The organism is Cellulomonas sp. P4_H4, from assembly GCF_056400865.1.
In genome coordinates, this window is the sequence record NZ_JBFUKL010000003.1 from 276,248 (window position 1) to 294,068 (window position 17,821).

20 protein-coding genes and 1 riboswitch are annotated in these 17,821 nt (G+C 72.0%); of the genes, 17 read left to right on the top strand and 3 right to left on the bottom strand.

Annotated features, from left to right (window positions below):
- Positions 1-7 precede the first annotated feature (7 nt).
- Genes AC1DPN_RS11365 through AC1DPN_RS11390 form a run of 6 tightly spaced genes read left to right on the top strand, consistent with a single transcriptional unit; the run spans position 8 to position 6,092 of the window.
- A complete protein-coding gene (locus AC1DPN_RS11365; protein ID WP_477084847.1) occupies positions 8-466 on the top strand; it encodes a phage tail protein in 459 nt (152 codons plus the stop codon).
- Between the two features lie 7 nt (positions 467-473).
- Positions 474-1,340: a CIS tube protein gene (locus tag AC1DPN_RS11370; RefSeq protein WP_477084848.1), complete on the top strand. Its 867-nt coding sequence runs from the start codon at positions 474-476 to the stop codon at positions 1,338-1,340.
- Positions 1,327-3,159, top strand: coding sequence for a VgrG-related protein (locus tag AC1DPN_RS11375; protein ID WP_477084849.1), 1,833 nt, complete (start codon positions 1,327-1,329; stop codon positions 3,157-3,159). Before AC1DPN_RS11370 ends, AC1DPN_RS11375 begins: the two co-directional genes overlap by 14 nt.
- Before the next feature lie 15 nt (positions 3,160-3,174).
- A complete protein-coding gene (locus AC1DPN_RS11380; protein WP_477084850.1) occupies positions 3,175-3,594 on the top strand; it encodes a GPW/gp25 family protein in 420 nt (139 codons plus the stop codon).
- Position 3,595: 1 nt separating this feature from the next.
- A complete protein-coding gene (locus tag AC1DPN_RS11385; protein WP_477084851.1) occupies positions 3,596-5,539 on the top strand; it encodes a putative baseplate assembly protein in 1,944 nt (647 codons plus the stop codon).
- A 10-nt stretch (positions 5,540-5,549) separates the two neighbouring features.
- The gene (locus AC1DPN_RS11390) at positions 5,550-6,092 is read left to right on the top strand and encodes a phage tail protein (RefSeq protein ID WP_477084852.1); all 543 of its coding nucleotides are present in this window, start codon (positions 5,550-5,552) and stop codon (positions 6,090-6,092) included.
- Here AC1DPN_RS11390 and AC1DPN_RS11395 read toward each other — a convergent pair.
- The gene (locus AC1DPN_RS11395; RefSeq protein ID WP_477084853.1) at positions 6,061-8,766 is read right to left on the bottom strand and encodes a BTAD domain-containing putative transcriptional regulator; all 2,706 of its coding nucleotides are present in this window, start codon (positions 8,764-8,766) and stop codon (positions 6,061-6,063) included. The two genes, AC1DPN_RS11390 and AC1DPN_RS11395, sit on opposite strands and share 32 nt — an antisense overlap.
- Positions 8,767-8,957: 191 nt before the next feature.
- Here AC1DPN_RS11395 and AC1DPN_RS11400 point away from each other — a divergent pair, with 191 nt between their 5' ends.
- On the top strand, positions 8,958-9,710 hold the full coding sequence (locus AC1DPN_RS11400) for a class I SAM-dependent methyltransferase (RefSeq protein WP_477084854.1): 753 nt from the start codon (positions 8,958-8,960) through the stop codon (positions 9,708-9,710).
- Positions 9,711-9,805: 95 nt separating this feature from the next.
- On the opposite strand, the gene AC1DPN_RS11405 is transcribed toward AC1DPN_RS11400, so the two are convergent.
- Positions 9,806-9,961 (bottom strand): hypothetical protein, encoded by a 156-nt coding sequence (locus AC1DPN_RS11405; protein WP_477084855.1) that lies wholly within the window; start codon positions 9,959-9,961, stop codon positions 9,806-9,808.
- A gap of 160 nt (positions 9,962-10,121) precedes the next feature.
- On the opposite strand from AC1DPN_RS11405, the gene AC1DPN_RS11410 reads away from it, so the two are divergent.
- From AC1DPN_RS11410 to AC1DPN_RS11435, 6 genes are all read left to right on the top strand, one after another.
- Positions 10,122-10,574 carry a hypothetical protein gene (locus AC1DPN_RS11410; protein ID WP_477084856.1) on the top strand — a complete coding sequence of 151 codons (453 nt, stop codon included), beginning with the start codon at positions 10,122-10,124 and terminating at the stop codon, positions 10,572-10,574.
- Complete coding sequence (locus tag AC1DPN_RS11415) at positions 10,571-11,800, top strand: NRAMP family divalent metal transporter (RefSeq protein WP_477084857.1); 1,230 nt, start codon at positions 10,571-10,573, stop codon at positions 11,798-11,800. Before AC1DPN_RS11410 ends, AC1DPN_RS11415 begins: the two co-directional genes overlap by 4 nt.
- The gene (locus AC1DPN_RS11420; protein WP_477084858.1) at positions 11,797-12,192 is read left to right on the top strand and encodes a hypothetical protein; all 396 of its coding nucleotides are present in this window, start codon (positions 11,797-11,799) and stop codon (positions 12,190-12,192) included. Before AC1DPN_RS11415 ends, AC1DPN_RS11420 begins: the two co-directional genes overlap by 4 nt.
- Positions 12,179-12,532, top strand: a complete 354-nt coding sequence (locus AC1DPN_RS11425; protein WP_477084859.1) for a PRC-barrel domain-containing protein — start codon at positions 12,179-12,181, stop codon at positions 12,530-12,532. Before AC1DPN_RS11420 ends, AC1DPN_RS11425 begins: the two co-directional genes overlap by 14 nt.
- A gap of 123 nt (positions 12,533-12,655) precedes the next feature.
- The gene (locus tag AC1DPN_RS11430; protein ID WP_477084860.1) at positions 12,656-13,393 is read left to right on the top strand and encodes an ANTAR domain-containing protein; all 738 of its coding nucleotides are present in this window, start codon (positions 12,656-12,658) and stop codon (positions 13,391-13,393) included.
- 339 nt (positions 13,394-13,732) lie between these two features.
- The gene (locus tag AC1DPN_RS11435; RefSeq protein ID WP_477084861.1) at positions 13,733-14,371 is read left to right on the top strand and encodes a PAS and ANTAR domain-containing protein; all 639 of its coding nucleotides are present in this window, start codon (positions 13,733-13,735) and stop codon (positions 14,369-14,371) included.
- 69 nt (positions 14,372-14,440) lie between these two features.
- On the opposite strand, the gene AC1DPN_RS11440 is transcribed toward AC1DPN_RS11435, so the two are convergent.
- The gene (locus AC1DPN_RS11440; RefSeq protein ID WP_477084862.1) at positions 14,441-14,647 is read right to left on the bottom strand and encodes a hypothetical protein; all 207 of its coding nucleotides are present in this window, start codon (positions 14,645-14,647) and stop codon (positions 14,441-14,443) included.
- A 406-nt stretch (positions 14,648-15,053) separates the two neighbouring features.
- Between AC1DPN_RS11440 and AC1DPN_RS11445 the strand changes: the two genes are divergently transcribed.
- From AC1DPN_RS11445 to AC1DPN_RS11460, 4 genes are all read left to right on the top strand, one after another.
- Entirely contained in the window at positions 15,054-15,587 is a 534-nt protein-coding gene (locus tag AC1DPN_RS11445; RefSeq protein ID WP_477084863.1) for a CD225/dispanin family protein, read from the top strand.
- A gap of 84 nt (positions 15,588-15,671) precedes the next feature.
- Complete coding sequence (locus AC1DPN_RS11450; protein ID WP_477084864.1) at positions 15,672-16,043, top strand: GNAT family N-acetyltransferase; 372 nt, start codon at positions 15,672-15,674, stop codon at positions 16,041-16,043.
- 37 nt (positions 16,044-16,080) lie between these two features.
- Positions 16,081-16,155: riboswitch (cyclic di-GMP riboswitch) on the top strand.
- 16 nt (positions 16,156-16,171) lie between these two features.
- A complete protein-coding gene (locus tag AC1DPN_RS11455; RefSeq protein WP_477084865.1) occupies positions 16,172-16,321 on the top strand; it encodes a hypothetical protein in 150 nt (49 codons plus the stop codon).
- A gap of 105 nt (positions 16,322-16,426) precedes the next feature.
- On the top strand, positions 16,427-17,704 hold the full coding sequence (locus tag AC1DPN_RS11460) for an APC family permease (protein ID WP_477084866.1): 1,278 nt from the start codon (positions 16,427-16,429) through the stop codon (positions 17,702-17,704).
- Positions 17,705-17,821 lie beyond the last annotated feature (117 nt).

Here is a 17,821-nt window from a genome sequence, read left to right on the forward strand (position 1 = left end):
GACGGTCATGTCCGAGGTGAAGGTCAAGGTGCTCGACGAGGACAAGACCGCCGTCGGGGTGCGCTACCTGGTGTCGATCGACAAGCAGGACCTCGGCAGCTTCAGCTCGTGCGAAGGCCTGGGCGTCGAGGTCGTCATCGAGAGTCGCGAGGAGGGCGGGTTCAACACCGGCGTCTGGCAGCTGCCCACCCGGCTGAAATACCCGAACATCAAGCTGTCGCGGCCGCTCGGAGAGGACACGGGGAAGATCGCGGCCTGGCTCGCGCAGGTCAGCCGCGGCCTCGTCGTGACGACCGCGACGATCGCGGCCCAGTCCACGTCGGGCGAGCCGATCGCGACGTGGAACCTGCAGGGCGTCGTGCCGGTGCGCTGGACCGGACCGTCGCTGACGGCCGAGAGCCCGAAGGTCGTGACGGAGACGCTCGAGCTGGCGCACCACGGCTTCCACGACGGCGCGGGGTGGTGAGCGTGCGATGAGCGGGACACCGACCGGGCTCGACGCCGGTGCCGCGAAGGCCACCGGCGACTCGCAGGGGTCGTTGACGAAGGCCGTGCTCGAGATGCACGAACCGTCGAAGGACGGCGCGCTCGACAAGCCCGGCAGCCCGATCGACTCGGTCGAGTTCCAGTTCAACCCCAAGGAGCTCACGCTCAGCAAGGCAGCGAAGTGGACGCGGCCGACGACCAGGGGGAGCAAGAAGGCGAGCCCCCCGCAGTACCAGGGTCCGCAGCCGTCGAAGCTGACGCTGGAGATGTTCCTGGACGCGTCGGTCTTCTTCGACCCGAGCAAGACGCAGGACGACTCGGTGGTCACGACGATCGAGAAGCTGTTCAAGTGCTGCGCGCCCACCGACGCGTCGCACGGCCAGAAGAAGGACTCCCCGCCCTGGGTGAAGCTGCGCTGGGGCGGGCTGACCAGCTTCATGGGGTACATCGAGAGCGTGCAGGCGAAGTACACCCTGTTCACCCCCGCGGGGCTGCCCGTGCGTGCCGTGTGCACCGTGGTCATGCAGGAGCTCGCGGGCGAGCCACCGGGGACCAACCCGACGTCGGGCGGACGCGTCCCCTACCGCGAGCACGTCGTCGTGCAGGGCGACTCGCTGGCCGGCATCGCCTACGCCGAGTACGGGGACGCGCGGCTGTGGCGCGAGGTCGCGGACGTGAACGGCGTCGACGACCCGTCGCGGCTGCGACCGGGTCGACGGCTGCTGCTGCCGACGGCCGAGGAGCTGGTGCGCGACGGCTCATCGTCCGCCCTCGGACGACGGCGCCTCACGGCCCCGGTCCCGGCCTCGCCGCCCTCGGGCCACCGTCGGGAGGTGTCGCATGGGGCTCGGTGAGGAGCACAGCGCTTCGCTGCTGGTCGAGGTCGAGGGGACGGCACTGCCCGTCGACGTCTCGACGCTGCTGGTCAGCGGATCGGTCGACAGCAGCCGCAGCGTGCCCGACATGTTCGTGCTCCGGTTCAGCGACCCGCACGCCGTCGTCCTGGCGAAGGGCGGCTTCACGATCGGCGCGAAGGTCCGGCTGCGTGTCCAGGGCAGCGGGCCGGGCGGTCCGACGCCTCTGCTCGACGGTGAGGTCACCGCACTGGAGGCGGAGCTGGACGCCGACGGGTTCCACACGGTCGTCCGAGGCCTCGACCGTTCGCACCGCCTGTTCCGTGGTCGACGCATGGAGGCGTACCAGAACATGACCGCGTCCGACATCGCGCGCAAGGTCGCGAAGCGCGCCGGCCTGAAGGAGGGACGGTTCGAGTCCGGTGGTGCCGTGCTCGAGCACACGGCGCAGGACAACGTCAGCGACTGGAGCTTCCTCACGTCCCTGGGCGCGCAGCGCGGCGTCGTGGTCCGCGTGGTCGACGGCGCACTCGACTTCGACGCCCCGACGAAGGCGTCGACCGCTCCCGACGGCAGCGACGGCGCGCGCGCCAACCCGCTCGTGCTGGAGAAGGGCGTGAACCTGCAGTGGCTGCGGTCCACGGTCACGGCGGCCGGCCAGGTCCCCGAGGTCGAGGTGCGTGGCTGGGACGTCAAGGAGAAGAGGTCCGTCGTCGCCGTCGCTCCCGGTGCGACGGTGAGCGCGACGAACAGCGTCGACCCGCACGAGCTGGCCACGGCGTTCGGGAGTCCGCGCTACGTGCAGCCAGCGCCGATGCTCGCCGACCAGAGCCAGGTCGAGGCGCGCGCGACGGCGCTCGCGGACATGATCGCCTCGGGGTTCGCCGAGCTGGAGGGCGTCGCCCACGGGAACCCGACGATGCGGGCCGGTGAGCCGGTCGCGCTGCGCGGGATCGGCAGCCCGTTCGACGGTCGCTACACCCTCAGCGCCGTGCGGCACGAGTTCACGGCCGACACCGGGTACGTCACGGCGTTCACGGTCGCGGGCGCGTCCGAGCGGTCGCTGTACGGGGCTGTCGTCGGAGCCGCGCGGCCCGGGCCGACGACGGGACTGCTCAGCGCGCTCGTCACGGACGTCCAGGACCCCGAGCAGCTCGGCAGGGTCAAGGTGAAGTTCCCCGTGCACTCGGACACCTACGAGAGCGGATGGGCACGCACGCTGCAGCCGGGCGCGGGCGCGAAGCGCGGCACGGCGCTGCTGCCCGAGGTCGGCGACGAGGTCCTCGTCGCCTTCGACTCGGGCGAGCTGGGCGCCCCGTACGTGCTGGGCGGGCTGTACAACGGCAAGGACACCCCGGCACCGGACCTGGTGAACGGCAACGACGGGAGCGTCCAGCGGCGAGTGTTCACGTCCCGGACGGGCATGTGCGTCGAGCACCTGGAGAAGCCCGACGGCGAGGAGCTGCTGCTCACCACCAACGACGGCGCCCAGAGGATCCGCCTCGTGCAGAAGCCGGACGCGAGCATCGAGATCGTCTCGGAGGGTCCGCTCACGGTCACGGCCAAGGAGGACGTGTCGGTCATCGGCCAGCAGAACATCGAGGTGAGCACGGCGACCGGCTCGGTGACGCTCAAGGGCGGCGACCTGGTGCTCGAGGGGACGTCCTCGATCGCGCTCAAGGCTCCCAAGGTCACCGTCGAGGGGACCGCGAGCGCCGAGCTGAAGGCAGCGAACGTCAAGATCGCCGCGAGCGCCACCGCCGAGCTGTCGGGCAGCGCCACGACGACGATCCGCGGCGCCGTCGTGAAGATCAACTAGCGAGCGGAGCGGGTCGTGGGACAGGAGTTCGTCGGGGCCGGCTGGGCCTTCCCCGTGCGCACGGACGCCACGGGCCGCATCGCCCTGTCCCGCGAGGGCCACGAGATCGAGGAGAGCATCCGGCTGATCCTCGCCACGTCCCCTGGTGAGCGACCCATGCGCCCCGAGTTCGGATGCGCCGTGCACGACTACGTCTTCGCGCCGGCCGACGCCTCGACCGCCGGAGCGATCGCGTACGCGGTGCGCGTCGCGCTCGACCGCTGGGAGCCGCGCATCGACCTGCGGGACGTGCTCGTCCGCTACGACGACGCCGACCGCGGACTGCTCTACATCGACGTGCAGTACTCGGTCCGGGGCACCAACGACCCTCGGAACCTCGTCTTCCCCTTCTACACGATCCCCGACGAGTCCTCGCCGACGAGCATCGGAGCCTGACGTGCTTCCCTCACCGAACCTCGACGACCGCCGGTTCCAGGATCTCGTCGACGACGCCAAGCGGATGGTGCAGCGTCGGTGCCCGGAGTGGACCGACCACAACGTCTCGGACCCGGGCGTGACCCTGATCGAGACGGTCGCGTTCATGACGGACGAGCTCTTCTACCGGCTCAACCGCGTGCCGGACCGCTTGTACGTCGCGTTCCTCGAGCTGCTCGGCGTGCGCCTGCATCCCGCGGCGGCCGCGGTGGTCGACGCGACGATGTGGCTCTCCGCGCCGCAGGACGAGGCCGTCGTCGTGCCGGAGGGGACCGAGGTCGCGACGGCACGGTCGGACCGCGACGAGGCGATCGTCTTCACGACGACCAGGGTGCTGCGGGTGCCACCACGCCGGCTCGCGTACGTCCTGACGCAACGGCAGGGTGACGAACCACTGGGGCACGACGAGCAGCTGGGCCTCCGCGAGCCGTTCCCCGTGTTCACCGACGTGCCGCAGGAGGGCGACGTCCTGCTGCTCGGGCTCGACGACGAGGCGGCGTCCTGCGTGGTCGTCCTGCGGTTCGACTCGGACGTGCAGGGCGTCGGCGTCGATCCCCGGCACCCGCCACTCGTGTGGGAGGCGTGGGACGGGCGCGGCTGGGTGCAGTGCGACGTCGACAGCGACGGCACTGGAGGTCTCAACCGGGCCGGTGACGTGGTCCTGCACATCCCGCCGACCCACACCGCGTCGGTGCTCGCGGACCGACGCGCGGGCTGGCTGCGCTGCCGGGTCGTCCCCGCGGACGACGGGTACCCCCCGTACGGCGCGTCGCCGACCCTGCGCGAGGCGAGCGCGTTCACGATCGGCGGCACAGTCCCGGCGATGCACGCCGAGACGGTCACCGACGAGATCCTCGGACTCTCCGAGGGCGTGCACGGACAGGTGTTCCCGCTCGAGCACCGACCCGTGGTCGCGGGCGCACCGCTCACGCTCGACGTGGCGGCCGGCCCGGGCTGGGACACGTGGACCGAGGTCGACTCGTTCGCGGGGTACGACGAGCGCGACCGGGTGTTCGTCGTCGACCGCGCGGCCGGCGAGGTGCAGCTCGCGCCGGCGGTGCGCGAGGTGGACGGGACGCTGCGGGCCTACGGCGCAGTGCCACCGAAGGGTGCGCCGATGCGGGTCCCCCGCTACCAGGTCGGCGGCGGGCCGGGTGGGAACGTGGCGGCGGGCACGGTGCGGGTCCTGCGCGGGAGCGTGCCGTTCGTCGACCGCGTGTCCAACCGGCGCCCGGCCGCAGGCGGGATCTCGGCGGAGACGATCGACGAGGCCAAGGAGCGCGGGCCGCTCGCGCTGCGCGTCCGGGACAGGGCCGTCACCACCGAGGACTACGAGCAGCTGGCACTGGCTGCGAGCACAGGGGTCGCGCGGGTGCGCGCCGTCGCGGCCGGGGACGGCGCCGACGCCGGCGGTGTCCGCGTCCTCGTCGTCCCGTCCGCCGTCGCCGACGCCGACGGCGCGCTGCGCTTCGAGGACCTCGTGCCGAGTCGCGACCTCCTCGCCGCGATCGCGGCCTACCTGGAGGATCGCCGTCCCGTGGGTGCACGCGTGAACGTCGAGCCGCCGTTCTACCAGGGGGTGACGGTCGTGGCCCGGATCAGTCCGCGACCGCGCGCCGCCGTCCCGCTGCTCCGGGACGAGGCGGTGCGGGCTCTCAACCGCTACTTCGACCCCCTGACGGGTGGGCCTGACGGGAACGGCTGGCCGTTCGGGCGTCCGGTGCAGGCGGGAGAGGTCTACGCGGTGCTGCAACAGCTGCCGGGGACGGAGCTCGTCGAGGACGTCAAGCTGTTCGCCGCCGATCCGCTGACCGGCCACCGCGGTGACCCCCTGCAGCGCATCGACCTGGACAAGCACTCTCTCGCGTTCTCGTTCCGGCACCAGGTCCGGGTCTCGGTGACCTGACGTGCGCGGGATGATCGAGAACCTGCCGTCGCCGGTCCCGGTGGCCAGCCGGCTGCCCGCGGTGCTGCAGGACGACGACATGCTGCAGCGGTTCACCGCAGCGCTCGACGAGACCCTCGCGCCCGTGTACCTCACGCTCGACGCGCTCGCCTGCTACGTCGACCCCGACCTCGCGCCCGCCGACTTCCTCGAGTGGCTGTGCACCTGGGTCGGGATCGAGCCCGACGAGACGTGGACGACCGAGCGCCGACGGCAGATCGTGGCGCACGCCTCGGCCGTGCACCGCTGGCGCGGTACCTCCCGGGGCATCGCGGAAGCAGTCCGGCTCGTCGTCGAGGGAGAGGTCGAGGTGTCCGACAGCGGCGGCACCTCCTGGTCGGCCGCACCCGCGGGTGCTCTGCCCGGCGCCGCGACTCCCGCGGTCGTCGTCCGCGTGTCCGCCGGCGACGCCGAGGACGGCCCGGTCGACCGTCGCCGCGTCGAGCGCGTGATCGGCGCCGTCGTCGCGGCCCACGTGCCCGTCACGCTCGAGATCGACCAGGAGGCGCGATGATCGGGTGCGGGACGCCCGGGACGCCCAGCGTCTCGAGCATCTCCCGGTACCCGCGGGTCGCTCGGTGCGCGGCCGCGGCGTCGCCCGCCGCGGTGTAGGCCGAGACCAGCAGCCGCCAGGCGTGGTCCCGGCACTCGTCGAGCTCGATGCTTCGAGCGGCTGCCAGGATCGCCAGCTCGGGGCTGCCTCGGTCGAGCTCGAGCTGGGCGAGCGTGGCCGCGGCGTCGGCCACCATCAGACGGAGACGTTCGCGCGGCCCCACCACCCACTCGGCAGGGCCGTCCTCCGGCAGCAGGTCGCCACGGTAGAGGTCGAGCGCGTGGCGGAGCTCGGCCGCGGCCCCGTCGAGATCGCCCTCCGCGTGTCGTCGCCCGGCGAGCCGGAGCGCGTGCTCGAGGTCGTCGACGTCGCACCCTGAGCCCGGCCGCAGAGCCAGCAGGTACGTCTCGCCGTCCCGGACCACGAACCGGCTCGGCTGCGTCGGGACCTGCGGTTCGAGCGCTCGCCGCACGGCCGAGATGCTGACATGGAGGTTGTGCAGGGCCGCGCGAGGCTCGAGCTCTGCCCACAGCGCGTCGGCCAGCTGCTCGCGGTGCACGGGCCGGCCGGCGTTCAGGGCGAGCATCCGCAGCGCGCTGCGCGCCCGGGGCCGCACGGCGGACAGGTCGACGGGCGACCCGTCGACGAGCACCCTGAACTCGCCCAGGCAGCGGACCCGGAGCTCCGGCGCGTCGGCATCGTCGGCCGCCGCTGGCCGGTGCCCCGGGCGAGCCCGCCTCGGTCGGCCGGTGGCGTGGCCGGCGAGCCCGACGGCCCGGCACGGGCGCATGTCGACCCCGATCTCGCGACCGTGCGACTCGGCCAGCTCGGCGAGCTCGGCACCGCCGCCGGGATCGGTCGCGGCGAGAGCGGCGTACGCGAACGCGAGGGCGCCCGGGACCCCGGCCCTGCGCGCGACCGCCTCGGCTACCCGGGCGTCCTGCCGCGACTCGGGAAGCTGGAGTGCTGCCGTCGTCAGCGCGTGGCAGGCGCGGACCCACGCACCGGGCACAGCAGCGTCCAGCTCCTGCCAACGCTGCGTGAGCTCCTCCCACACTCCGGGCTCGCGCGCTCCGACCGAGAGACCCGCCAGGGCGGACCACGTCTCGATGAGGGCGGCACCCCATGCGTCGCCGTCGGCCCGACGGTCGGCGGCGAACCGTCGCGCCTGCGCCCGCGCGGGCACGGAGCCGTCGAAGCCGACGATCATGCCGTGCGACAGGCGCGCCAGCCACGTCTGGCCGTGCCGGTCGGCCTCGGTCTGCACCTGGTCGATCGTGCGGAGCACCGACCGCGCGCTCCCGCCGACGACAGCCGCGTGAGCGAGCGACGCGGCGAGCACGAACGACTGCGGACCGTCGGGGTCCTCCGCGGCCCGACGCAGAGGCTCGGCGGCGTCAGTGAAGCGGCCGGCCGCCAGCAGGCACAGACCTTCCACGAGCGGCCCGGCCGTGCCTCCGAGCTGTCGGGCCGATTGGGCCTGCGCCTCAGGCTCGCGACGGGTCGCGGAGCGCAGCAGCCCGAGCCAGCGCCGGTCGGACGGCACGACACCGCTCGCGAACTCCGTCCATGTCCCCGGCCGCGGGACCACCGCCGCCGCGCGATCGTCGTCGTCGCGCGTCTCGTTGGCGAGGACGACCTGGGCTCGGTCCCGCCACACCTGCGCGACCGCACCGAGGCGCTCGGTGTGGGCAGCACGCAGGTGGCGGTGCAGGACGCGCGGGATCCGGTAGTGCACGCCGTCGTCGGTCGTGGCGAGCGACCAGGTGCGGTCGAGCTCGTGGAGCAGCTGGGCGGCAGGGACGGACGCCTCGACCGTCCCGGAGGTCACGGCGTCGAACCGGGCCGCCGTGAGCTCGTCGAACACCGAGCCCCAGTGCAGGAGCTCGACCAGGGGGCGACCGAGCTCCGCCAGGACCTCGCCCACGAGGTAGTCCCGCGCGTACCGGGTGTCGACGGACAGCGACCTGACGGCCCGACGGCGGTCCGCCGGCAGCAGTCCGGCCGTCGCACGGTGGAACAGGTGGATCGCGGCCGCCCATCCTTCTGTCTCGTGGGTCAGGGTCTCGACGTCGTCCGGCGTCAGCGGGTGCTCGTAGACCTCGCGGAACAGGCGCTCCACCTCCCACGTGCGCATCCGCAGGTCGGTGCCGGTGACGACGACCGGCGGGTCGGTCTCGGACCTCGCGAGGGTGAACGTGGGCTCGCGTCGTGTCCCCATGAGGACGTGGACGTCGGGGGTGGCCAGGAGCCGGAGCAGGTCCTCCAGCTCAGCACCGGCTCCGGCCTCGACCAGCTCGTGCACGTCGTCGAGGACCAGGACGGTCGGGGTGCGACGCGCGAGCATGGCGTCGCCCAGCGCGTCCGGGGCGAGCGTGACGGCCTGCGCGACCGACCGGACGGCGATGCCCGAGCGGCTGCACCTGCCCCACACCACGGGGAGCTCGCAGGTGGTGGCCCACTGGGCCATCAGGGTCGTCTTGCCTGCGCCCCGAGCGCCCACGACCAGACCGGTGCCGAGGGCGAGCACGCCGTCGAGCGCGTGCACGAGCGTGCGCCGTACGACGCCTCGCCCCGTGACCGGCGCCTGAGCGTCGAGGACGGTGACGTCGGCAGCCTGTGTCCCCTGCGCCATGGCGGCCTCCGCACCCCTGAGCGGATAACCCGGTGTCCCCCCGGGTCGCCTTCGATCGTCGCAGACCTTGGACCGATCGGTCAGGTCTTTTGCCCGAATTGCACCCTCTCGCCCCGCCGACCCGGCGCGCCCCGACACGGCCCTCGGACTGCCGGGCGGCGGGTCCTGAAGGGCGGCGCTACCGTCGGACGATGGGGTTCGAGGTCCCTCCGGAGGCGTACCGACGGTTCATGGGCCGGTACTCCGAACCGCTCGCGCAGCAGTTCCTCGAGGCGATCGGCGTCCGTCCCGGCACCAGCGCCCTCGACGTCGGGTGCGGACCCGGTGTGGTGACCGCACAGCTGGTGGCGCGGCTCGGGGTGGCCGACGTCGCGGCGGTCGACCCGTCGGCGGCCTTCGTCGCAGCGACGCGCGAGCGGTTCCCCGGCCTTCGGGTGCTGGCCGCCTCGGCCGAGTCGCTGCCGTTCAACGACGACGCGTTCGACCTCACCGTCGCGCAGCTCGTCGTCCACTTCATGCGCGATCCGGTGGGCGGCATCGCGCAGATGGCCCGTGTCACGCGGGCAGGCGGTGTCGTCGCAGCGAACGTCTGGGACGGGCCGACCGGTCCGCTCGCCACCTTCTGGCGTGCCGCGCGTGACCTCGATCCGGCGGCGGTCGACGAGTCGCAGCTGGCCGGTGCCCGCGAGGGCCATCTCGCGGCTCTGTTCCGCGAGGCAGGGCTGCAGGACGTCGTCGCGTGGAGCGAGGCCGTCGGTTCGCAGTACGCGAGCTTCGACGAGTGGTGGGCGACGTACACGCTCGGCGTCGGCCCGGCGGGCGCCCACGTAGCCCGGCTGGACGATGACGATCGGGCCGCACTGCGCGCGCGGTGCGCGCAGCTCCTGCCTTCGGAGCCGTTCGAGATCACCGCCGTGGCGTGGTGCGCGCGCGGCCGGCCCTGACGCGCAGCGACACGGTCGTGACGAGGATCGTGCCCACTGGGCTCGGCCGGGCACGGCGGGTGGCTCACCCACCCGTCGTGCGCCCGACGCAGTCGCTACACGCGGCTGCGGCCCCGCCCGAAGAGCCACCCGATGAGGCTGATGACGAGCAGGGCGATCCCGATCCAGAGCAGGACCTTCGCCGCGGTCACCGCAATGCCGAGCACGATCATGATGACGCCGACAATGATGAGGATCAGCCAGAGAGCCACGGGACTTCCTTCCGACCGCGACGACGTGTGAGCCATCGCTTCCAGCCGTGCGTGATTCTGCACACCGCTCTCTCGGATCGTGGATCAGCGGCGGTGAATCCGCACGTCGAAGCGGGTTCTTCGACGTGCGGACACCCTCGGACGGCGCCACGATGCGGGCATGCGCGTCGCCTGGTGTGCTCCCGCCGTCGTCGCACTCGCGGCTGCGGCCGGGTGCGCCGTGGGCTCGTCGTCGAGCGAGGGTGACGACGCTCGCGCACTCATCGACCCGCTGGAACAGGCGTCGTCGGCCGTGGCGACCGCGATGATCGCGGTCGGCCTCCTCGGCGACGGCAGCCTGACGCCCGCGGTCACCGACACATCGCTCCTGGACCAGAACGCCGTGCTGGAGGACGCCGCGTTCGCCGTCTCCACCTTGGTGCCGACCGACGCGACGACGAGCACGTGGCAGGCCGACGCCCTCGCGGCCGTACGCGACGCGCAGTCCTCGGTGGTCGCGGCACGGTCCTGGGCGAATGGCTCCAGCGCGAGTCAGGACGCCGTCGACGCGGAGCTCGAGGCGAGCGCCGACCGCCTCGACCAGCTGACCGGACAGCTCGAGGCCGCGCCGTGAAGAAGGTCCTCGGCCTGGCACTGGGCATCCTCACCGCGATCGGGGGGTTCCTGGACATCGGGGACATGGTGACCAACGCGGTCGTGGGCTCGCGGTTCGGGCTCTCGCTCGCGTGGGTCGTGGTGGTGGGCGTGGTCGGCATCTGCCTGTTCGCGCAGATGTCGGGCAAGGTGGCCGCGGTCAGCGGCCGGGCGACGTTCGAGATCATCCGTGAGCGGCTCGGTCCGAGGGCGGCCGGAGCGAACCTGGGAGCGTCGTTCCTGATCAACCTCCTGACCCTCACGGCGGAAGTCGGTGGCATCGCGCTCGCACTGCAGCTCGCCAGCAGCGTGGAGCCCCGACTGTGGATCCCGGTCGCCGGCCTGGCGGTCTGGCTCGTGGTCTGGCGCGCCAAGTTCTCGATCATGGAGAACGTCACAGGACTGGTCGGGCTGACCCTGATCGTCTTCGCTGTCGCGGTGTTCCTCCTCGGCCCCGACTGGAACACGTTGGCGGACCAGGCGTTCCACCCGAGCGTCCCTGCCCATGAGGGCCAGGCGGTCTACTGGTACTACGCAATCGCGCTGTTCGGAGCCGCCATGACCCCGTACGAGGTGTTCTTCTTCTCGTCCGGGGCCGTCGAGGAGAGATGGACCGTGAAGGACCTGTCGCAGTCGCGGCTCAACGTGCTCGTCGGCTTCCCGTTCGGCGGCGTGCTGTCCATCGCGATCGCGGCCTGTGCGGCGATCGTGTTCCTGCCGGAAGGCATCGAGGTCTCGTCGCTGTCCCAGATCGTCCTGCCGGTCGCGATGGCCGGCGGCAAGCTCGCTCTGGCCGTCGTGATCGTCGGCATCGTCGCCGCGACGTTCGGCGCGGCCCTGGAGACCTCGTTGTCGAGCGGCTACACGCTCGCGCAGTTCATGGGGTGGTCTTGGGGCAAGTTCCGGCGGCCGGTGCACGCCGCACGGTTCCACCTGACGATGATCGTCTGCATGGTCGTCGCCGTAGGCGTGCTGATGACGAGCGTGAACCCGATCGCCGTCACGGAGTACTCGGTCGTGTTCTCCGCGGTCGCCCTGCCCCTGACCTACCTGCCGATCCTCGTCATCGCCAACGACCCCGAGTACATGGGCAAGCACGTCAACGGCCGGGTGACCAACGCGCTCGCGCTCGCGTACCTGGTGATCATCGTGACGGCATCCGTCGCTGCGATCCCCCTGATGATCGTGACGGGAGCCGGATCATGACTGACCTCACCCCGGACACGGACCCTCCCGGGCGCGTGATCGACGCCCGTCTGCACCTGCTGGACCGGCAGGTCGTCGACGTAGACGGCACACCCGTGTGCACGGTCGACGACCTCGAGGTGCACGGCCTTGACGGCTCCGACCTGCCCGACGGCACTCAGCCGGCGTTCATCACGTCGATGCTCAGCGGCGCCGTGCTCGCCACCCGGATCTTCGGCGGCAGGCCGCCCCCGTCACGCTGGCACCGCATCCGCTGGACCCACGTGGCCGACGTCGGGACCGTGGTCACGATCGGGGTACGGAGCGAGGAGCTCGACGTCACCTGGCCGGAACGCTGGGTACGTGACCACATCATCCGCCGCATCCCGGGAGGCAGTCATGATCCTGGGTGACCTCCTCGACGCCCGGGTCACGGGATCGGACGGCGGCCGGCTCGGCTTCGTCGTCGACGTGCGGTTCGTGCTCGACGGCCCCCTCGACGGGCTCCTGGCCGCGCCGCGCCTGCACGGGCTGCTCGTCAGCCCGCACACGGGCACGTCGTTCCTCGGGTACGAGCGCACCGCGGTGCGCTCCCCTGCCCCGCTCGCGCGCTGGTTCGCGTGGAGGCACCGCGGCACGTTCCTGGTCCTTTGGGAGGACGTCGTGTCCGTGACGCCCGGAGCCGTGCGCGTGGTCGAGGGCTACCGCAGGTTCTCGCCTGCGCTGCCCGGAACGCCCCCTCAGCGCGTGTGAGCTAGGGCCCGGCACAGCCAGCCGGGTCGGCGACCGAGGCGTACGGTCGGACGAGTACCTGCCGCACAGGCGCGGGGGGTGCCAGGACCGATCGAACCCAGCGGGCTGAAGGGAGCATCGACGATGATGGACGACTCCACACGAGCGGCAGCGATCACGGAGCTGCAGGGCATCCTGCTCCAGACGGCGGGCGTCGACGAGTTCCTCGACGGCGTGGCGGAGGCTGCCGCACGCCATGTCGGGCCGGCCACGTCCGCGACCATCACGCTCCGGCGCGACGGGCGCCCGACGCTCATCGCCGCGAGCGATGCGCGCGCCGCGGTCTGTGACGAGGTCGAGTACGCCGCGGACGACGGACCGTGCCTGAGCTCGATCGACGTCGGCCACACCGTGCACGTCCCTGATCTGAATCTCGAGACACGTTGGCCCGCCTGGACGCGGGCGACCCTCGACTGCGGGTACGCCTCAGCCGCAGCCGTCCCGAGGTCCGTGCGCGCGGGAGCTCACATCGCACTCAACCTGTACGCCGACGAGCCCTACGCCTGGGACACGGCCGCGATCGAGGTCGCGAACCGGTACGCCGACGAGGTCGCCCGCGCGGTGACGTTGTGCCTGCGCAGCGCCGACCAGGTCGAGATGAACGCCGACCTTCGCGCGGCGCTTCTCTCGCGTGCCGTGATCGACCAGGCGATCGGGATCGTGATGGCCGAGAACCGCTGCTCGCCGGACTCGGCGATGACGATCCTTCGCACCGCGGCACGCAACCGCAAGGTCAAGCTGCGAGAGTTCGCGTCGGGGATCGTCGAAGGTGTGGCCGGAAGTCCCGTGCGGTCGCTCGACACGTTTCGCGAACGCAACTGACCTGCTCGGCTGGCGAGCCGACGGCAACGGGCATAACGTCCGAAGTGCCGGGTCGACACGTCGACCCGGCAGCCCGTCGTCCGGGACAGGAAACGTCGCCGGACCTGGAAGGTGCGTAGCGCCAGCGCGCGTACCCCGGATCGATGGCGCACGCGCGTCGCCCAGCACCGACCTTCGGACGAGGGCGGTCTGGCCTGCGTCGGCGCCTCCCACATCGCACTGCCAGCCGCACACGCGACCGCGTCGGCGGCGCTCGAGCAACCAGGCGCCCGAGCACCAGGGCAGCGCGACGCGACCCAGCCCGGGCGACCCCCGGGCGTTCCAGAAGGGATCAAGACAATGGACCCCCACGAGGCGACCCCCGTGACCGGTCGGTTCACCTTCACGTCGGTGCTCGATCGCTGGACGTGGTCGGACGGCATGTTCACGCTGCACGGGATGGAGCCCGGCGAGGTCGTGCCGACGGGTGTGCTGTTCCTGCGCCACGTCCATGCCGACGACCGCCCGACCGTCGAGCGAGTCATCGAGGCGAGCAGCACGCAGGCGTCAGGCTGCGAGTACCGCGTCGTCGACCTGACCGGCCACGTGCGGACCGTCGTGCTCACCGTCTCCGCCGACCCGGACGGCACGACCACGGGCCACCTGCTCGACGTGACGACGAGCCGGAACAAGGCCGTCGCCGCGGAGGTGAACGAGCAGCTCGCTCTGGCTCTCGAGTCACGCGCCGTGATCGACCAGGCGAAGGGCGTCGTGATGTCGACGTTCGGCATCGACAGCGAGACCGCGTTCCGGTGCCTGGTGCTGATCTCCCAGCACCGCAACGTCCGCGTGCGCGTCATCGCCGAGAAGGTCCTCGCTGCCGCGTCCCTGGCTGGAGGCGTCGACGAAGACGTCCTGGCTCAGGTCTCGATCGCCCTCCGGACGGTGGCAAGCGAGGCCAGCCCGGCAGAGCAGTCACAGGTCTCAAGGGCAGGGTGAATGTGCACGAGGCGCCGTACCCGAACAGGGCACGGCGCCTCGTGCATGTCGAACAGAGCGTGCTCGTCTTCAGAGTCGCTGCTCGTTCTCGTCGACCACGATGCGATCGTCGACAACCCCGCGGTCGTCGACAACCCTGCGATCGTCGACCACCTCGCGACCGTCGACCACATCGGTGTCCTGATGCTCGAGGCCGTCGGCCTCGATCTTCTCCGCGTCGGTCAGGTCAGCGATGTTGTCCGACACATAGGGCACGGACCTCTCGTCACTCGCCATCTCGTTCTCCGTCGATCGTCCGCACGGAGCTGGCACCGTGAGGCGAGCGGTGGGACGCGACGCTCGCCGGCACGAGGTGTGCGCGCGTCTCGCTCGGGCTGCTCTCGCCTGCCCGACCACCGCCCGCCAAGTCCCGGCCTCGCCACCGCTCGTACGTCTCGGTAGCCATCCGTGCGGGGGATGTCGCTCGCTGGTTCTCCGGAGCAGTTGGAGCCGAGGTCTCGTCCGGCCCGTCATCGGACCGAGCGCCGCCACCGGCTCTCGCTACCGACCGTAGTACGGACCGGGTGAGACTGCACCCGGCAGAGGCTGTCTACGATCCGGCACGTCCCCGCACCGGACGCACTCCGCACAGCCGGGCGCCGTATGGTGCGAGCGAGGACACGCGCTTTTCGAGGAGGACACCGTGGCATCAGAGTCGAACGCCCACGAGCCGCAGCCGGCCACGTCCCCCTCAGCGCCGGATCCGACACCGGCACAGCCGGCGTTCGCCGCACCGACCGTCCCGGCCGGGGCACAACCACAGCCCGCCTACGCGCCGCCCCGCCCGGCATTCACCACCGCTCCGGTCGGCTGGACGATCGCCGCGATGCTGACCTTCTGGCCGACCGGGATCCCGGCCCTGCTCGCTTCGCACCGTGCGGCACGGGCGTTCGGCGCCGCGGACCACGAGACCGCCCAGCGCGAGTCGGCGAATGCCCGGCGGTGGGGCATCGTCAGCGTGTGCGTCGCGGCGGGGCTCCTCGTGCTCAACGTCCTCTTCTGGATCGCGTGGTTCGCGTTCGTCGCCCTCGCGGTGCACTCCGTCCGGGAGGACGGCTTCTGGGACGACAGGCCCGGCTGGTCCGACAGCCAGCTGTTCGACGGGCAGCAGCACCACGGGCGGTCCGGTGGCGAGCTCGGGCGGCCGCCCTTCGACGGCCCTGACACCCGCGGCTAGCCGGGCACACGGGCTCCGACCCTGGGCGCACGCCCGATCACCCCACCGTTGAGCGTGCCCGGACCGGTTGCGACAGTGGCGAGCATGAGCGGCGACGCCACGGACGACGTGTGGATCGAGATCTGCCCGCCCGACCACCCCGACGTGCGGGGCCGAGGCCCGGCCACGAGGTTGCTGCTCGAGCTCGAGGCGCACGCCTTGAGGCGCCAGGTGCAGACGATGCGGCTCGAGACGAACCGGTCGCTCGGCGACGCCATCGGGCTCTACCGGAGGTCCGGGTACGTCGAGGTCCCGCCGTTCAACGACAAGCCGTACGCGCACCACTGGTTCGCCAAGATGCTCGCACGCGTCACCTGTACGCGGCACAGTCACGCCCTCACCGCTTCGAAAATACGTTCCGAGGGCCCCAAAGCGGGTGAAAAATGGACAATCGTCCGAATGTTTGGCCCTACATGACTGGCGTCAGTGCGGAAATCACTTACAGTGTGGAAGTCAGCGAAAACGGCAAACCTTCCGCAAGGAGGGGACGCAAAGCCACGGGACCTCAAAGGTCAGCCGGGCTACCGAACAGACAGGACAGGCACATGGATCAGCGCGGATACCCGGTCGACCCGTCGGAGCAGACGGTCGCAGGCGGAATTCCCGAGAAGCGTCTCGCCGCCTGGGGCGCGCTGGCGTCGAGGTTCGACGCCCTCAGCCTCATCCCGGCCCAGAACGCCTCCGTAGCCGCCTGAGACGCGTCTGCGGCACGTTCCGCCGTCGCGCTCGACACCGACAGTTCGCGCGATGTGCACGGCGTGGCCCTTGGGCCGGCGGTGTGACGCGGCCATGATGTGCCGGTGCCACAGGACGATGCCGGAGTAGCCGGGGCCTCAGCGACGATGGCCCGTCGGCTGGGCGTCGGCGACGCGGTCGTCGTCGGGATGTCGGCGATGATCGGGGCCGGGATCTTCTCGGCGTTCGCCCCTGCGGCAGCCGCGGCCGGCTCGGGCCTGCTCGTCGGGCTCGCGATCGCCGCGGTGGTCGCGTTCTGCAACGCGCGGTCCTCGGCGCGGCTCGCCGCGCTCTACCCCGCCTCGGGCGGCACCTACGTCTACGCGCGGCACCGGCTCGGTGAGTTCTGGGCCGGTCAGGCCGGCTGGGCGTTCATCGTCGGCAAGACCGCGAGCTGCGCGGCGATGGCCCTGACTGTCGGCTCGTACGTCGCGCCCGGCCACGTCCGGCTCGTCGCGATCCTGGCGGTCGTCGCGCTGACCGCGCTCGGCTGGGCAGGCGTGCAGCGGTCGACGCAGGTGAGCGCGGTGATCGTCGCCGTGTCGCTCGCCGCGCTCGTCGTCGTGGTCCTGGCAGCCGTGCGTGGCGGCACGGCGCATCCCGCGAACCTCCAGCCGTTCCCGGGCTCCGATGCCGTGGGCATCCTGCAGTCCGCCGGCCTCCTGTTCTTCGCCTTCGCCGGCTACGCGCGCGTCGCGACCCTCGGCGAGGAGGTGCGCGACCCCGCCCGGACGATCCCCCGGGCGATCACCGTGGCACTCCTGGTCGTCCTCGGCGTCTACGCGGTCGTCGCTCTGACGTCGTTGCTCGCCGTCGGTGCGGACGGGCTCGCCGCGACGTCCGCTCCCCTGCGGGCCGTCGTCGAGGCCGGGACGTGGGCGCGCTGGTCGCCCGTCGTCCAGGTGGGCGCCGCCGTCGCGTCGCTCGGCGCGCTCCTCGCCCTGCTGCTCGGCGTCTCCCGAACGGTCGTCGCGGTGGCGCGCGACCGGCCGGCGATCGCACGCCTGGCGAGCATCCACCCGGGCTCGCGGACACCGCGCACCGCCGAGGCGGTCGTCGGCGCAGTCGTCGTCGTCCTCGTCGCGACGCTGGACCTGCGGGGTGCGATCGGCTTCTCCTCGTTCGGCGTCCTGGTCTACTACGCCATCGCCAACGCGTCGGCCCTGACGCTCGGCCATGACGAGGGACGCCCGCACCGCGTGATCCCGGTGGTCGGTCTGGCCGGCTGCGTACTCCTGGCCTGCACGCTCCCGATCGCTGCCGTCCTGGCGGGGCTCGGTGTGATGCTGCTCGCCGCGCTCGAGTGGGCGGTGCGGAGGCGTCGACAAGGTCCGCGCCCCTGAGCAGCTCGCCACGCAGGGTGAGCCGCGCGTGGCTACGACGCCGAGACGCACTTGTCTTGCACGATGGGTCCCGGTGGCGCGGAGCTCGGGCGACACCGACCGGCGGCTCGACGACCA

What these genes read in the sequence shown, in the direction of transcription:
- AC1DPN_RS11395 (WP_477084853.1), bottom strand. Translation starts at nt 8,766, where the DNA reads ATGGCGCAGGGGACACAGGCTGCCGACGTCACCGTCCTCGACGCTCAG.
- AC1DPN_RS11420 (WP_477084858.1), top strand. Translation starts at nt 11,797, where the DNA reads ATGACTGACCTCACCCCGGACACGGACCCTCCCGGGCGCGTGATCGAC.
- AC1DPN_RS11400 (WP_477084854.1), top strand. Translation starts at nt 8,958, where the DNA reads ATGGGGTTCGAGGTCCCTCCGGAGGCGTACCGACGGTTCATGGGCCGG.
- AC1DPN_RS11425 (WP_477084859.1), top strand. Translation starts at nt 12,179, where the DNA reads ATGATCCTGGGTGACCTCCTCGACGCCCGGGTCACGGGATCGGACGGC.
- AC1DPN_RS11450 (WP_477084864.1), top strand. Translation starts at nt 15,672, where the DNA reads ATGAGCGGCGACGCCACGGACGACGTGTGGATCGAGATCTGCCCGCCC.
- AC1DPN_RS11430 (WP_477084860.1), top strand. Translation starts at nt 12,656, where the DNA reads ATGATGGACGACTCCACACGAGCGGCAGCGATCACGGAGCTGCAGGGC.
- AC1DPN_RS11440 (WP_477084862.1), bottom strand. Translation starts at nt 14,647, where the DNA reads ATGGCGAGTGACGAGAGGTCCGTGCCCTATGTGTCGGACAACATCGCT.
- AC1DPN_RS11370 (WP_477084848.1), top strand. Translation starts at nt 474, where the DNA reads ATGAGCGGGACACCGACCGGGCTCGACGCCGGTGCCGCGAAGGCCACC.
- AC1DPN_RS11455 (WP_477084865.1), top strand. Translation starts at nt 16,172, where the DNA reads ATGGATCAGCGCGGATACCCGGTCGACCCGTCGGAGCAGACGGTCGCA.
- AC1DPN_RS11410 (WP_477084856.1), top strand. Translation starts at nt 10,122, where the DNA reads ATGCGCGTCGCCTGGTGTGCTCCCGCCGTCGTCGCACTCGCGGCTGCG.
- AC1DPN_RS11365 (WP_477084847.1), top strand. Translation starts at nt 8, where the DNA reads ATGTCCGAGGTGAAGGTCAAGGTGCTCGACGAGGACAAGACCGCCGTC.
- AC1DPN_RS11390 (WP_477084852.1), top strand. Translation starts at nt 5,550, where the DNA reads ATGATCGAGAACCTGCCGTCGCCGGTCCCGGTGGCCAGCCGGCTGCCC.
- AC1DPN_RS11435 (WP_477084861.1), top strand. Translation starts at nt 13,733, where the DNA reads ATGGACCCCCACGAGGCGACCCCCGTGACCGGTCGGTTCACCTTCACG.
- AC1DPN_RS11375 (WP_477084849.1), top strand. Translation starts at nt 1,327, where the DNA reads ATGGGGCTCGGTGAGGAGCACAGCGCTTCGCTGCTGGTCGAGGTCGAG.